This is a genomic window from Luteitalea sp. (genome assembly GCF_022842525.1).
In the GTDB taxonomy this organism is placed as follows: Bacteria; Acidobacteriota; Vicinamibacteria; order Vicinamibacterales; family Vicinamibacteraceae; genus Luteitalea.
In genome coordinates, this window is the sequence record NZ_JALHPM010000011.1 from 13,742 (window position 1) to 28,188 (window position 14,447).

Annotated in this window: 13 protein-coding genes and 1 tRNA gene; 6 read left to right on the top strand and 8 right to left on the bottom strand. The window is 68.2% G+C overall.

Features of this window, described 5'->3' with window-relative positions:
• Nucleotides 1-203: 203 nt before the first annotated feature.
• Complete coding sequence (locus Q0C41_RS04035; RefSeq protein WP_291981174.1) at nucleotides 204-1,115, bottom strand: AraC family transcriptional regulator; 912 nt, start codon at nucleotides 1,113-1,115, stop codon at nucleotides 204-206.
• Between the two features lie 311 nt (nucleotides 1,116-1,426).
• On the opposite strand from Q0C41_RS04035, the gene Q0C41_RS04040 reads away from it, so the two are divergent.
• Both Q0C41_RS04040 and Q0C41_RS04045 read left to right on the top strand, forming a co-directional pair.
• Complete coding sequence (locus Q0C41_RS04040) at nucleotides 1,427-2,620, top strand: carboxymuconolactone decarboxylase family protein (protein ID WP_291981176.1); 1,194 nt, start codon at nucleotides 1,427-1,429, stop codon at nucleotides 2,618-2,620.
• 58 nt (nucleotides 2,621-2,678) lie between these two features.
• Nucleotides 2,679-3,725 carry an alpha/beta fold hydrolase gene (locus tag Q0C41_RS04045; RefSeq protein WP_367079116.1) on the top strand — a complete coding sequence of 349 codons (1,047 nt, stop codon included), beginning with the start codon at nucleotides 2,679-2,681 and terminating at the stop codon, nucleotides 3,723-3,725.
• Between the two features lie 12 nt (nucleotides 3,726-3,737).
• Here the strand turns inward: Q0C41_RS04045 and Q0C41_RS04050 are convergent, their stop codons facing one another.
• Nucleotides 3,738-4,739, bottom strand: a complete 1,002-nt coding sequence (locus tag Q0C41_RS04050) for an aldo/keto reductase (RefSeq protein WP_291981181.1) — start codon at nucleotides 4,737-4,739, stop codon at nucleotides 3,738-3,740.
• Nucleotides 4,740-4,771: 32 nt separating this feature from the next.
• Nucleotides 4,772-5,233 (bottom strand): nuclear transport factor 2 family protein, encoded by a 462-nt coding sequence (locus tag Q0C41_RS04055; protein ID WP_291981183.1) that lies wholly within the window; start codon nucleotides 5,231-5,233, stop codon nucleotides 4,772-4,774.
• Nucleotides 5,234-5,489: 256 nt separating this feature from the next.
• Between Q0C41_RS04055 and Q0C41_RS04060 the strand changes: the two genes are divergently transcribed.
• From Q0C41_RS04060 to Q0C41_RS04070, 3 genes are read left to right on the top strand one after another with little or no spacing between them, the layout of a single operon-like run.
• Nucleotides 5,490-7,148, top strand: coding sequence for a carboxylesterase family protein (locus Q0C41_RS04060; RefSeq protein ID WP_291981185.1), 1,659 nt, complete (start codon nucleotides 5,490-5,492; stop codon nucleotides 7,146-7,148).
• Between the two features lie 41 nt (nucleotides 7,149-7,189).
• A complete protein-coding gene (locus Q0C41_RS04065; RefSeq protein WP_291981187.1) occupies nucleotides 7,190-8,344 on the top strand; it encodes an aldo/keto reductase in 1,155 nt (384 codons plus the stop codon).
• A gap of 4 nt (nucleotides 8,345-8,348) precedes the next feature.
• Nucleotides 8,349-9,002, top strand: coding sequence for a flavodoxin (locus Q0C41_RS04070; protein WP_291981189.1), 654 nt, complete (start codon nucleotides 8,349-8,351; stop codon nucleotides 9,000-9,002).
• A gap of 18 nt (nucleotides 9,003-9,020) precedes the next feature.
• On the opposite strand, the gene Q0C41_RS04075 is transcribed toward Q0C41_RS04070, so the two are convergent.
• Nucleotides 9,021-9,938, bottom strand: coding sequence for a hypothetical protein (locus Q0C41_RS04075; protein ID WP_291981191.1), 918 nt, complete (start codon nucleotides 9,936-9,938; stop codon nucleotides 9,021-9,023).
• Nucleotides 9,939-9,970: 32 nt separating this feature from the next.
• Nucleotides 9,971-11,131, bottom strand: coding sequence for a PQQ-dependent sugar dehydrogenase (locus Q0C41_RS04080; protein ID WP_291981193.1), 1,161 nt, complete (start codon nucleotides 11,129-11,131; stop codon nucleotides 9,971-9,973).
• On the opposite strand from Q0C41_RS04080, the gene Q0C41_RS04085 reads away from it, so the two are divergent.
• Entirely contained in the window at nucleotides 11,130-13,286 is a 2,157-nt protein-coding gene (locus Q0C41_RS04085; RefSeq protein WP_291981195.1) for a PQQ-dependent sugar dehydrogenase, read from the top strand. The two genes, Q0C41_RS04080 and Q0C41_RS04085, sit on opposite strands and share 2 nt — an antisense overlap.
• Nucleotides 13,287-13,381: 95 nt before the next feature.
• Here Q0C41_RS04085 and Q0C41_RS04090 read toward each other — a convergent pair whose 3' ends face one another.
• The 3 genes from Q0C41_RS04090 to Q0C41_RS04100 all read right to left on the bottom strand — a co-directional run bounded on the left by Q0C41_RS04090 (nucleotide 13,382) and on the right by Q0C41_RS04100 (nucleotide 14,281).
• The gene (locus Q0C41_RS04090; RefSeq protein WP_291981197.1) at nucleotides 13,382-13,735 is read right to left on the bottom strand and encodes a type II toxin-antitoxin system HicB family antitoxin; all 354 of its coding nucleotides are present in this window, start codon (nucleotides 13,733-13,735) and stop codon (nucleotides 13,382-13,384) included.
• Entirely contained in the window at nucleotides 13,732-13,917 is a 186-nt protein-coding gene (locus Q0C41_RS04095; RefSeq protein WP_291981199.1) for a type II toxin-antitoxin system HicA family toxin, read from the bottom strand. The genes Q0C41_RS04090 and Q0C41_RS04095 overlap by 4 nt, the downstream gene beginning before the upstream one ends.
• 288 nt (nucleotides 13,918-14,205) lie before the next feature.
• Nucleotides 14,206-14,281, bottom strand: a tRNA-Lys gene (locus Q0C41_RS04100).
• Between the last annotated feature and the right edge of the window lie 166 nt (nucleotides 14,282-14,447).

Here is a 14,447-nt window from a genome sequence, read left to right on the forward strand (position 1 = left end):
GGACCCGGATCACCCGAAATCGTCCCGAGTTGTGGAGACATTGTGGAGACGGATGACCGCTCGCCGTCGGTAAAAGCGTTTGCCTGGCTCGCTCGCTAATTAAAGGATCGTCGCTTGCTTCATTAGTGGCGGCTCCCGCAGTGGTCTGGCAGGACTCATCAGAAGCCCAGTAACGAGCCGTGCGTCGAGGCTCGCCTTTCGAGCTACGAGGGCTTGCGCACCGGGGGCGCGACCGTCGCCGACTCGGCACGAAGGAGCGCCACATCACGCATGGGCGCCTGCCCGAAGAAGCGGGCGTACTCGCGGCTGAACTGCGACGCGCTCAGGTAGCCGACCATGCGAGCCGCATCGGCGGCCTCGCGGTCGTGAAACAGCATCAGGCGGCGCGCCTCATGCAGGCGCATCACCTTCTGATACTGCACGGGACTCATCGACGTCACGGTCTTGAAGTGCTGGTGGAACGACGACACGCTCATGTGGACCAGGCGGGCGAGCTCGTCGACGCTCGTCGGCTGCGCATAGTGCTCACGCAGCCAGTTGATCGCGGTGGCGATGCGGTGCAGCCGCGACTCGGCATTGCCGATCTGCGCCACCCGGCCGCCGACCGGACTGCGCAGCAGCCGAATCAGGATCTCGTCGATGATCAGTGGCGCGTACAGGTCGGTGTCCGACTCCTGGCCCATCGCGAGGAGCAGGCGGGTGACGGCGTCGACCATCGCCTCTGACGTGTGCCCGACGTACATTCCGCGCGTCGACGCGGGAATCGGCGATCGATCGGGGGGCACCCGCGTGGCGAGTTCCGCCACCCGCCGCGGATCGAACTCCAGCTTGAAACCGAGGTACGGAGCTTTCGGACTTGCCGTGGTGACCTGCGCCGTCACGGGCAGGTCGACCGAGAACACCAGCATGCGCGCCGCGTCGTAGGCGAACATCTCGTTGCCCAGCATCATCAGCTTGCCGCCCTGGGCCACCAGGCACAGCGCGGGCCGCTGCGTGACATGGACGGGCGCATGGCTCGGACGCGACCAGCGCAGCGCGAACACGCCGGGGCGACGCAGCTCGAACCGTCCGTCATGAGGGGCGTAGCGCTCCAGGACCTGGGCAAGCCTCCGCACCGACGCACTCTCAGGGGTGACCAGGCGCTCGTCGGCCGGGCGCTCTGGCGCCTCGGCGGCAGCGGCCGTCGACGGTACGACACGGACAGACTTCGTGACGGCAAGCTGAGCGTCTGGCATCGCCATGACCTCCGGGATGCTGCCATCCTACCGTGCCCCGCCCGGTCCGCTTGTCTGATCCTCCAATGTCAGGCCCACCCCAGCGTTTGGAAACACGCCGACGTGCAGGATCAGGCAAGGCGGCACAGAGCCCGGCTGCTACCGTGGCACCCAAAGGAACATCGATGGAGACACACACATCTTGCGGGGCCGTGAGCCCGTTCCGTGTGGCCGCGTTGGCGGCGACGTTGGCGCTGGCCGGGTCGGCCTCCGCGCAGCCACTCGAGATCTCCCGGGCAGAGAGCCGCGTCTCGAGCCCCGCCCCGGCCCAGACCTTCACCGGGGTGGCACGCATCGACCGCCTGTTCGAGCAGCTGCACGGCACGGACGCGAGCGGCGGTCTGGTCGCGTTCGAGCCGGGGGCGCGTACGGCCTGGCACGTGCATCCGGGTGGGCAGACGCTCGTCATCACGGCAGGGACCGGCCATGTGCAGCGCTGGGGTGAGGCCGTCCAGGAGGTGCGCGTCGGCGATGTCGTCCGGATTCCGCCAGGGCAGAAGCACTGGCACGGCGCCGCACCCCGGAGTGCCATGACGCATCTGGCGATCACGGAGCCGCGCGACGGCTCGGTCGTGCAATGGCTGGAGCAGGTGAGCGAGGAACAGTATCACTCGACGCCATCGCCGCAGGTCGCCACGCCGGCCGCGAGTCAGCCGCCGCCTGCGGCCAGGCGTCCGTCAGGCGAGCTTCAGCAGCGGCTCGCCCCAGGGCTCGCGAGCCTCACCGACGATGTGCTCTATGGCGATGTCTGGCAGCGAACGGCGCTGTCGCCGCGAGACCGCAGCCTGGTCACCATCGCCTCCCTCATCGCCACGGGCCGCACCGCGCAGCTGGCCGGTCACCTGACGCGCGGCCTCGAGAACGGACTCCTGCCGCGAGAGACGTCCGGCACGCTGGCGCACCTGGCCATCTACAGCGGATGGCCGAACGCGGTCTCGGCGCTGGCGGTGTACGAGCAGGTGTACGCCGCACGCAAGGTGGATGTCAGCGGCCTGGTCGCAGCGCCTTCAGCCCAACCGGCCTCGCGCGATGCCGCACGGGCGCCTGCCGTCGACGCCGCGGTCGCGGCTGCCGCGCCCAAGTTCGCGCAGCTGACCAACGACGTGGTGCTCGGTGATCTCTGGCAGCGCACCGATCTCGCGCCGCGGGACCGGAGCCTCGTAACGATCGCGGCGCTCGCCTCACAGGGCGATCACGAGCAACTCGCGCCGTATGTCCGACGCGCGCTCGACCGCGGTCTCACGCGCGACCAGATCGCCGAAGCGTTGACACACCTGGCGTTCTACGCCGGATGGGGCAAGGCCGGACAGGCGCTCACCATCCTGTCGAAGACGGCAGACCGGTAGCACCGCACCTCGAGGAGTTCCGATGAGGACCCAGGCATCACGCGCGTTGCGCACGACGATGGTCCTGCTGACGGTGGCGGCCGCCGCCGGCTGCGCGCCGCGCAGCGGCGGGCTCGTCATTCAGGAGCAGGGCAGCTTCGCCGCCGGAGGGACGGTCGTTACCAGTCCGGGGACGTTCGACGCCACGGCGCAGCCGGCCTCGCCGGCGGGGCAGACGCTGCATGGCGATCATGCCTACGTCTTCTACCAGGTACCGACGCAGGCCCGTCGTCTGCCACTGGTGATGTGGCACGGCATCGGTCAGTTCTCCAAGACGTGGGAGACGACGCCGGATGGGCGGGAGGGCTACCAGAACATCTTCCTGCGACGCCGATTCGGTGTGTACGTGGTCGACCAGCCGCGACGGGGACGTGCGGCACGCAGCACCGTGGATGGCACCATCGCCGCCACGCCCGACGAGCAGGGATGGTTTGCGACCTTCAGGCTCGGCGTCTGGCCCGACTTCTTCCCCGGGGTCCAGTTCTCCAAGGATCCGGAAGCCCTGAACCAGTACTTCCGTCAGATGGTGCCCAACGTCGGCCCCATCGACATCGAGGTGAACGCCAACGCCATCGCCACCCTGTTCACGAAGATCGGACCGGCCATCCTGGTGACGCACTCCCACAGCGGGGGCATGGGCTGGCGGACCGCCATCAAGAGACCGAACGTGCGGGCCATCGTCTCGTACGAGCCGGGCAGCAACTTCGTCTTTCCGGAAGGCGCCGTCCCTCCGCCCATCCCGAGTTCAGGAGGCACGCTGACCGCGGTGGCGATCCCGGAGGCCGAGTTCCTGGCACTGACGAAGATCCCCATCGTGATCTACTACGGGGACTTCATTCCAGAGACGCCCATCGCGAACGGCGGACAGGACGGCTGGCGGGCCCGGCTTCAGATGGCGCGGCTCTGGCGAGATGCCGTCAACGCGCGAGGCGGCGATGTGACCGTGGTTCACTTGCCCGAGATCGGGATCCGCGGCAACACGCACTTCCCGTTCTCCGACCTCAACAACGTGCAGGTCGCCGACGCGATGTCCGCATGGCTGAAGAGCAAGGGGCTCGACCGATGAACGCGCACGCGCTCATCGGTACGACAACGTGAGCACCGCTTCCGGGAGGCGTGCCCCGTGGACGCTGATGCGCGAGGCGGCCTCGGTCATGTCGTCCAGCTCTGTCGCCGTCAGCTCGAGGTTCGCGGCACCGATGTTCTCTTCGAGACGATGCAGTTTGGTGGTGCCTGGAATCGGCACGATGAATGGCTTCTGCGCCAGCAGCCAGCCCAGCGCAACCTGTGCCGGCGTCGCGCCCTTGCCGGCCGCGACGCGCTTCACCAGGTCCACCATCGCGGTATTGGCCGCGCGGGCGTCGGCGGTGAAGCGCGGCGCCGCCGCGCGGAAGTCGCTGGCGTCGAAGGTCGAGGTCGCGTCGATCGTGCCGGTGAGGAAGCCCGCGCCGAGAGGACTCCACGGCACGAAGCCGATGCCGAGCGCTTCACAGGTGTCGAGCACGCCGTTGTCCTCGACGTCGCGCGTCCAGAGGCTGTACTCGCTCTGAACCGCGGTCACCGGCTGCACCGCATGCGCGCGGCGGATCGTCTCCGGGGCGGCCTCCGAGAGTCCGAAGCGCCGGACCTTACCTGCCTCGATCAGGGTCTTCACCGTGCCGGCGACGTCCTCGATGGGCACGTCGGGGTCGACGCGGTGCTGGTAGAGCAGGTCGAGCGTCTCGACGTTCAGCCGGGTCAGCATGGCATCGACGACCTCGCGGATGTGTGAGGGCCGACTGTTCAGGCCGCCGCGGCGCGCGCCGCTCTGCGGGTCGATGTCGAAGCCGAACTTCGTGGCAATCGACACCTGCTGCCGGATCGGGGCGAGCGCCTCACCGACGACGAGTTCGTTGGTGAAGGGGCCATACGTTTCCGCGGTGTCGAAGTGCGTCACGCCACGATCGAACGCCGCGCGAATGAGCTGGACGGCTGCGCGCCGGTCGGTGGCTGGGCCATAGATGTTCTCCAGGCCCATGCAGCCATAGCCGATGGCGGAGACGACGAGCCCGTTGCGGCTCCCCAGGGTCCTGGTCTTCATGGCGACTCACTCCTGCAAGACGCGTGTCGAACCTATTTCCTGATCTGGTGGGTGTCGCGCACGCTGCTGAAGGTCAGGTCGAGCAGCTGCCACGCGGTGCCCTGCCTCTGGAAGACCTCGGTCACGGTGAACTCGGTCACGACGTCGGCACCCCTGACCACCGCCTGGAGCGTGATGCGACTCCAGACCACCGCCGTGCTGTCGAACACCTCGACCGCGACATCGTGCACGTCAGCCTTCTTGTACCAGATGCTGCCGCTGCGGATGATCTCGAGCTCCTCGTCCTTCTTCCAGGTGCCGCTCATGTGCACGAACTTGGCGCGGTCGTGGAACAGCGGTGCGAGCTTGTCGACGGCCTTGTCGGCCATCCATTGCCACTTGTCCTTCGACAGCTGAGTGACTTCCTGTTCGGCCGTCGCTGTCTGGGCGCCGGCGCCAGAGGCTCCGCAGAGGACGAGGGCGAGTGCGAGCACGGGTAGCGTCCGGATGATCATCGATATCTCCCGAAGAGGATGGTCAGACCGCGATGCGTTTCTGAGCAGGTGAGCGGCACCCGTGGGCCTGGCATCTCTGCCGGCGCACGGCGAGCGCCGCACGAGCGGTGGGGCCGCCTCACGGTCAGCGTACGGATCATCGGGCGTCGGTCCTTGCCTGATCCTCTGAACTCGGCGCGCCACGGGCGGTGACCCTCGTGCGATCGAGCAAGGCACGCCCAGGCGCAGGGAGTACGCTTCGCCGATGGGAGCACTCATGCCTACTGAACATGACGCCATCAGCACGACGAGGTGGCGGCGAGTGCGGACGCTCCTGTGCGCGCTCACGATGGTGACGAGCGCAGCCCTCTTCGGCACGGACGTACGCGCGCAGGCACCAGCGACGGTGAAGGTCGATGGTGGCGACGTGCAGGGTGTGGTCGCCGACGGGGTCGAGTCGTTCAAGGGCATCCCGTTCGCTGCTCCGCCGATGGGCGAGTTTCGGTGGCGACCGCCGCAGCCGGTGGTCCCGTGGACGGGCGTGCGTCAGGCCGCGGAGTTCGGCGCCGACTGCATGCAGGGACGCTTCGGCCCGCCTCCCGCGCCGGCGCCGCGGGTGCCGTCGGAAGACTGCCTCTTCTTGAACGTCTGGCGCCCCGCTGGTGGCACTGCTCGCCGCTTGCCCGTGATGGTGTGGATCTACGGCGGCGGTTTCGTCGGCGGCTCCGGCGCGTCGTCGTTCACCTCGGGCACGCACTTCGCCAAGCAGGGCGTCGTCCTGGTCAGCCTCAACTACCGCGTCGGCCGCTTCGGCTTTTTCGCGTTCCCGGCGCTGAGCCGTGAACGCCCCGGCGAGCCGAAGGGCAACTACGCGTACATGGACCAGATCGCGGCCCTGCAGTGGGTGAAGCGGAACATCGCGGCCTTCGGGGGCGACCCGGGGAACGTCACGATCTTCGGCTTCTCCGCCGGTGGCGTCTCCGTCCACAGCCTGCTGGCCTCGCCGATGGCGCGCGGCCTGTTTCACAAGGCGATCGCCGAGTCTGGCGGGTCGCGCGACAGCGTGCTGACGGCGCGGCCACTGCGCGAAGACAACGTCGATCCGAACTATCCGCTGTCGGCCGAGACGATCGGCGCCACCTTCGCCAAGTCGATGGGGATTGAGGGCACCGATCCGGCCGCGCTGGCCAGTCTGCGCGCCCTCAGCGCCGAGCAGGTGCTGCGAGGCGCACAGGCGCCAGCGGGACCTCCCATGCCGCAGGTCGAGACGACGCCGGTGCTCGACGGCAGGTTGATCACCGAGACGGCCGAGACTGCTTACAAGGCGCGACGGCAGCCGCGCGTGCCGCTCCTGCTCGGCAGCAACAGCGCCGACACGGCAGGCAATCGCATCAAGGCGACGACCAAGGAGCAGTTCTTCGCCCGATTCGGCCAGTGGAGTGCGCAGGCCAAGGCGGCCTACGACCCCGATGGCACCGCGGACCTGGCGGCGATGGTCGCGCGCGCCAACGACGACTTCGGCCAGGCCGAGCCGGCGCGCTTTGCCGCCAATGCCTTCGCGGCCAATGGATCGCCGGTCTATCTCTATCGATTCGGGTACGTCCAGGCAGCCATGCGCGAGCAGATGCGCAACGGCGCGCCGCACGGGGGAGAGATCGGCTACGTGTTCGGCACGATCGCGGCGCGTCCAGGCACGACGCTGACGGCCGAGGACCTGGCCGTCTCCCGCATGGCGCAAGCGTACTGGGTCAACTTCGCCCGGACAGGCGATCCGAACGGCAGCGGCCTGCCCGCGTGGCCGCGCCACGACCCGAAGACGGATGTGATCTTCGACTTCCGGCCCGACGGCACGGCAGGCGCTGGCCCGGATTCGCGGAAGGCGCGCCTCGACGTGACGCAGTTGGCGACCGACTCAGGCAAGCGCGCCGACCCGTAGGTATCCGTGCACTCCAGCTGCCCTACGAAAAGGAGTCGACAATGACGCACGACCACACCTCACGAACGGGACGTCGCCGCTTCCTCGGCGTGGCTGGGAGTGTCGCGGCGCTATCAGTGGCCGCCGGTGTCGACACACCGGCCGGTGCGCAGCCGGTGACCGCTGCGCGCAACGGGTCGCACGTGTCCGGACGACGCAAGCTCGGGCGCCTCGAGGTGTCCAGCATCGGCCTCGGCGTGCAGAACGTCACGCGCAGGTACGACACGACCGTGCCGCACCGCGCCGAGATGATCGCCATCATCCGTGCCGCGTTCGATCGCGGGGTCACGTTCTTCGACACGGCGGAAGCGTACGGACCACACGGCGCCGAGCGCATCCTCGGCGAGGCCATTGCGCCCTTCCGCGACAAGGTCGTGATCACGTCGAAGTTCGGGTGGAACATCGATCAGGAGACCGGGCAACGCCGCCCGGGCCTCAACAGTCAGCCCGACCACGTCAAACGGGTCGTGAACGGCATGCTGACGCGGCTGCGCACCGACCGCATCGATCTGCTCTATCAGCACCGTGTGGATCCGGCCGTCCCAATCGAAGACGTTGCTGGTGCCATCACGGATCTGATGGCGGCCGGCAAGGTGCGGCATTGGGGCCTCTCGGAAATGGGCCTGAACACGCTGCGCCGCGCCCATGCGGTGCTGCCGGTGACCGCGGTCCAGAGCGAGTACTCGATGCTGTGGCGCGGTCCCGAAGCGTCGGTCCTCCCCACCTGCGAGGAACTCGGTATCGGCTTCGTGCCGTGGAGCCCGCTCGGTGTCCAGTTCCTCACCGGCGCGATCGACGCCAACACGCGGTTCGCGCCAGGCGACATCCGCGGGATGGAGTCGCGCTTCTCGCCGGAGCACCTGCCACACAACCTTGCGCTTGTCGAGGTGGTCAAGCGCTGGGCCGAGCAGAAGAAGGCCGCACCCGCTCAGATCGCGCTGGCCTGGCTGCTGGCGCAGAAGCCCTGGATCGTGCCGATCCCGGGAACGACGCAGATGGCGCACTTGATTCAGAACAGCGGGGCCGATGCCGTGCGGTTCACGTCGTCCGAACTCGCCGAGCTGAATGCCGCGGTGGCGGCGGTCGAGATCCGGGGCGCGCGGCTGCCCGAGCAGGTGCTCGCGTTCTCCGGGGTCGAGGCGCCGGCGAAGAAGTGATCCGATGATCGCGCACGCCAGGGCCGTCCTCATATGGAGCCTGCTCATCGCGGCAGGCCTGTGTGGGGCCTCCGGCCTGGCCAGCGCGCAGCGCCCCACGACGGGTCCGTCGACGCTGCCGCCGAGCGAGCGGATTCTCGTTGTCTATCTCTCGCGGACCAACAACACCAGGGCGGTTGCCGAGTTCATCCGCGAGAGGACCGGCGGCACGCTGGTGGCGCTCGAGCTGGTGACGCCGTATCCGAGCGACTACAGGGCCCACGTGCGTCAGGTGGTGCGCGAGAACGAGACGGGCTACTTGCCGCCGCTCGCGACGACGATCGACCGCCTGGACCGGTACGACGTCATCTTCATTGGCTTTCCCACGTGGGGCATGCAACTCCCGCCGCCGATCAAGAGCTTCCTGCGCCAGTACGACCTGCAGGGCAAGACGGTGGTCCCCTTCAACACCAACGCCGGCTATGGCGTGGGGAGCAGCTTCGAGACCGTCAAGGCGCTCTGTCCCCGGAGCCGGGTACTCGAAGGCTACACCACGCGCGGTGGCGTGGAACGGGACGGTGTGAACCTCGCCATCACGGGCGCTCGGGCGCAGGCCGTCAAGCAGGACGTCGAGGCCTGGCTCCAGTCGCTCGACCTGCCGGTGGTCCCGCGGCGCTGAGGAACCACCGCGAGGGGATCACCGTCTGTCAGCGCGCGCGTAGGGCACGACGACCGCCTTGGCGCGTTCAACAAGGACGAACGCGCGGTCGCCGACCAGCGTGACGCCGGCCGCCGCGGTGAGACCTTCTCGAAGCACACGAACCTCCGCACGGCTCCCCGTCACGGTGATCTCCGTGAGCCGCCCCTGGCCCTCTGCCTGCAGGAGCGTCTGCGCACCCACGGCCCTCAGCCCGTCGGGCCGCGTGAACGTGAGCGACGTCTCGATCGGCGTGAGTGCGCCGGCGCTGCCGTCGCCGTTCACCGGAATGCGGAAGAGTCGTCCACTGAAGAACGTGTTGACGTAGACGGCGCCGTCGGCCAGCAGGGCGACTCCGTCGACGGCCGCCAGCTGCGCGTCCTCGATCCACACGTCGAGCGCGGTTGCACCCGGGCGCAGGCGATGAATGCGATTGGCGAAGGACTCGGTGGCGTAGACCGTCCCGTCGGTGGCGACGGCGATGTCGTTGCAGACGCCGCCGTTAGAGGGGAAGTTGTACGTCCCCTTCGGTGCGCCGCTCTGCAAGTCCAAGGCGCGGAGCGCCGTCTGGCCCACGACCGGCGCGCCGCCACGCCCGCCGGTGTTGTTCTGGCACACCCACAACGTGTTCCGGGCATCGTCAGCCAGCACGCCGAGTACGTTGGTGAGCCCGGCGGTGGATGCCTGAATCCACGGTTCGGCCTGCGCCGCGCCTGGCGCGGCACGGTAGATGGTGCCCTTGGCCGTGCTTCCGAAATACACGGTGCCATCGCGGCCCGACGTGAGGTTCTCGGCCTGCACGCCGGTGTCGTTGATGGTCACCTCGACGCGCTCCTGCGCTGCCAGGGAAGACGCCAGAAGCGCGGTCGAGACGACGCCGGTGAGAACACGAAGGATGAAGACGTGAGACATGTGCATGGTCGACTCGTGGAGCAAAGGATGTGCGTCGGCTACGACTTGTAGCTGATTCGGATCAGGCGATTGGCGTGGTCGTCGCTGACGAGCAAGGACCCATCGGGCAGCTGCAGCACGTCGGCCGGTCGACCCGTCGCCGCCTTGCCCGCGCCCCAGCCGCCCGGAGCGGTGCCTTCCTTCATGCCCGGCAGGAAGCCCTCGATGAGCGGTTCGTAACTCGTCACACGGCGGCCGTCGGTACGCGCCACCATCACGCGGTACCCGCTCGGCGTGCCGCGGTTCCACGAGCCGTGCTCGGCGATGATCGCGGCGTTCCGATAGCTGCTGGGGAACATCGTCCCGGTGTAGAACGTCAGCCCGATGGCGGCAACGTGCGCGCCGAGCTTTTGGGCCGGGGGCTCCGTCGTCGAGCACGCCCGCCTGGTGCCGAACTCCGGGTCGGTGACGTCGCCCTGATGACAGTACGGGAAGCCGAAGTGCAGTCCTGCCTTGGCGGCCACGTTCAACTCGTCGGCCGGTACGTCGTCGCCGAGCATGTCGCGGCCGTTGTCGGTGAACCAGAACTCGCCGGTCACGGGATGCCAGTCGAAGCCGACGCTGTTGCGCACGCCCTCGGCGAACGTCTCCATGGCCGTTCCGTCCGGCTTCATGCGCACGATGGCCGCGACCATGGTCGGTGCCTCGCAGACGTTGCAGGGCGCACCTACCGACATGTACAGCAGGTCGTCAGGGCCGAACGCGATGAACTTCCACGTGTGGCCAGCCTTCGGGTTGGGCAGGTCCTGCCGCACCGTCACCGGCGTCGGCGGCGCGTCGAGGTGTTTCTCGATGTCGTCGAATCGCAGGAGGCGACTCGCCGTCGCGACGTAGAGCGCGCCCTGCCGCATCGCCAGACCGTTCGGCTGGTCGAGGCCGCTCGCGATGACGGTCACCTGCTCGGCCGTGTGATCGCCATTGCGGTCGACCACGGCGTAGACCTTGCCACCCGTCCGGGACCCGACGAAGACCGTCCCTTGTGGCCCCAGCACCATCGTCCGGGCGTTCTCCACCTTCTCTGCGAAAACCGCGGCCTGAAAGCCGGTCGGCATCACCAACGACGCCACTTGGGAAGGCGCCTGCCTGGCCGATCCGATCAGGCCGCACCCGAGCAGGGCGGTGGTAATGGCGAGAACGCTGCGATGAGCATTGGGGTGCATGCCTCGCATCGTAGCGACCGCGACGCCGCATCCCTTGCCTCTTCCTCCACGTTGTCAGGTACCGCATCGCGTGTCTTCGGAGCATCGAGCAATCGCGCTTACGCTCGAGCGCCTAGCATCGGATGTCAGTGGAGGAGGATGCCCCGTGGAGAGGCGAACGCTGAAGGCGGTCTGGCTGGCCGTGATGACCCTGGGACTCGTGCGCGTGGTCGCACAGCCCGCGCCGACGAGCCTGACGCTGCAACTCGACGACGTGGCGGCGCTCCCAATCACCGGGGAACTGGCGGGCGAGAACACGCGCGGTCAGCTCGCCCGCATCAACTACCTGCGCGACGAACCCGGCGGCCGCCGGTTCTTCGTCAACGACCTCAATGGCCCGCTCTACATCGTCAACAAGACAACCAAGGCAATCACGACCTACCTCGACTTCAACGGACTGGCCGGCCGGCCTGGCTTGTTCCCCCGGTTCACGTTCGAGCGGAACTTCGCCACGGGGCTGACCAGCTTCGTGTTCGATCCGGACTACCGCCGTAACGGCGTGTTCTACACGCTGCACATGGAGGATCCGTCCCTTGGCGCGCCGAAGCCAGGGGCGGAGGCGGGGACGCCGGCACCCGCAGCCGCGAGGCCGGGTGTGGTGCCTGGGCTGGACCTCTCACGGTACGAGGTGTCGACGGCCATCACCGTGCCGACCGACGATGGCCGCATTGCGCGGGAAGTGGTGCTGCTCGAGTGGACCGACCGCAACACGGCGAACGCGACGTTCGAAGGCACCGTCCGCGAAGTGCTGCGGTTGCAGCATCCGTTGCCGCAGCATCCGCTCGGCGAGATGACGTTCAATCCGGCGGCGCGGCCCGGCGATGCCGACTGGCGCGTCATGTATCTGGGTGTAGGCGACTCGGGCGCCGGCGATCAGAAGGCCGGGGTTCGCCGGCTCACGCCGCAGCGGCTCGACACGCTGTCCGGGAAGATCCTGCGCATCGTTCCGGACCTCGGAGCGCACAGGCAGACCAGCACCGTCAGCGCGAACGGGCGCTACCGTATCCCTCGCGACAACCCGTTCACCACGGTCGAGGGCGCACGCGGTGAGATCTGGGCGTACGGACTCCGCAATCCTCATCGCCTGATCTGGGATGTCGACCCCGCGCGTCCCGCGTCGCCTCGGTTGCTGGCCTTCCATATCGGCCTGGTCACCGCAGAGACGGTCGTCGTCGTGCACAGGGGCGCGAACTACGGCTGGCCGCTCCGCGAAGGGACCCGCGCGATGTCGCCAGCGGGGGCCGGACCGCTGCCGGAGCCTGACGTCATTCCCATGCAGATCTCGGACGTGCTGTCGCGTGGCACGGTGACGCCCACGTACCCGGTGGTGGAGTACCCGCACGGGGCTGCGGGCGGCGACGCCATCGCCAATGGGTTCGTGTACACCGGCCGAGCGGTGCCTGCCCTGACGGGCAAGCTCCTGTTCGCCGACATCACGACGGGGCGCATGTGGTCTGCCGACATCGCTGGCGTCCGAGCCGCCGATGATGGTGTCGCGTCTACCGTCGCGGCGATCCACCCGGTGGTCACCGACCTTCGTGCGCGCGTGGAGGCGGCCTACCGCGCGCGGGGCGGCAAGGGCGAGGCCCTTCCCGGCTTCGCCGCGGTCGCAGGTCGTGGCCGGGTCGATCTCCGCTTCGCGGCAGACGAGCAGGGCGAGCTCTACGTGCTGACCAAGAGCGACGGGATGATTCGCAAGATCGTCGGCGCGTCGTCGAGTGCGGCCGTGATGCCGACGTCGGCCACTGCCCGCACGTCTTCACGAGGGCCGACGACCAACCCGGTGGTCATGACGAACCCCGTGGCGTCGACCCCGGCGTCGATCGCCGCCGGAAAGGCGATGTACGACGTCCATTGCGCGGCCTGCCATGGGCCGCGCGCCGAAGGCGCGGTCAGGGCCGGCATCTCGATCTCGATCATCGAGGAGAGCGGCGCCCGCCAGCCACCAGACCTCACAGATGCGCGCTGGGATCACGGCGCGTCCGATGGCGAGGTCCTCGGTGCCATCAAGCGTGGCATCCCGTCGACGATGATGGCGGGGTACGACGGTCGACTGTCGGACGTTGAGATCTGGCAGATCGTCAGCTACCTGCGCTCGCGCACGACGATGCCCTAGCAGCCTGCACAATGCCAGGGATGCGGCTTATGGATTTCTGGTCCGGCACACTTGAGTGCGGCGTCGTGAGCCTCCCACCGGACCGCCCCTCGGCCTCAGGCCTTCTTCGGAGCCGCCAACGCGCCGGCGACCTTACGCGGTCGTCCGCCGAGACGGCCATTGGCTCGCGCGGCCTTCGCTTTCGCGGCTGTGCGCCTGGCACCGACCAGGGCGGCCACGCCGACGATCTCGACGCGCCCCGCGCCGACGTCTGAACGACGAGCCACACGCACGCGGGCTTCGGGCTTGGTCGACGGGTGCTCCTGAAGGTAGGCCTCGAGCACGACACGAATCGCGCGCTCCGCCTTGGCGTGCGTATCGGCGGCCGCATACACGGGCAGTCCCGGGACATAGGCACTGACAGCGCCGTCGTCTTCGGTCTCGAGCACGATCGGGTAGAGCATGGTCATGGAACACCTGCCTCGCGCAGGATGCGTGCGCCAAGGCGACCGGCATCCTTTTTCGTGTGCACCGCCACCCACACCTCTTTGCCTGTGACTGGGTGCTTGAGCAGCAGGTGGCTGCCCTTGCCGGACCGGACCTCGACGAAGCCAACCGCCTTCAACTTGCGGATCACCTCGGCCCACGTCACCCTGAAAGCATAAACCTATCGGTGGGTTTCGTAAAGCGCATCACGTGGGTCGACCTCGTGCGCGCCGCTGGCTGTGCCGGCCGTTCGGTTGGCGAGGCCTGGACGACCGAGGCCGGGAAGGGAAGGTTCCTTCCTGGAGCCGCAGACATGCCGAGAATGCGAGGAAGACGACGCCTCGCCATCCATGGGACGCGCTACAGCGCGCTTACACGTGGAGACATAGTGGAAACGACAGCCGACAGGCCAGTCGAGTTCGTTCCTAAGTTGTTGATCAGGAAAGAGTTGTGGTGGTGAGCCGGGAAGGAATCGAACCTTCAACCCGCAGATTAAGAGTCTGCTGCTCTGCCAATTGAGCTACCGGCCCACATGCCGCTCGCCGGGAGGCGACAGCGACCCCGAAAGATACCACACGCGCGGCGCGCCGCCAACCCACCGCCCAGCTGCTCGCCCCGACCCGATGTGTCCGCTGAGAGGACACATCGGCAGCCTCGACACACCTCCGCGCGCCGCTTCACCGCCAGTGCTCGGCG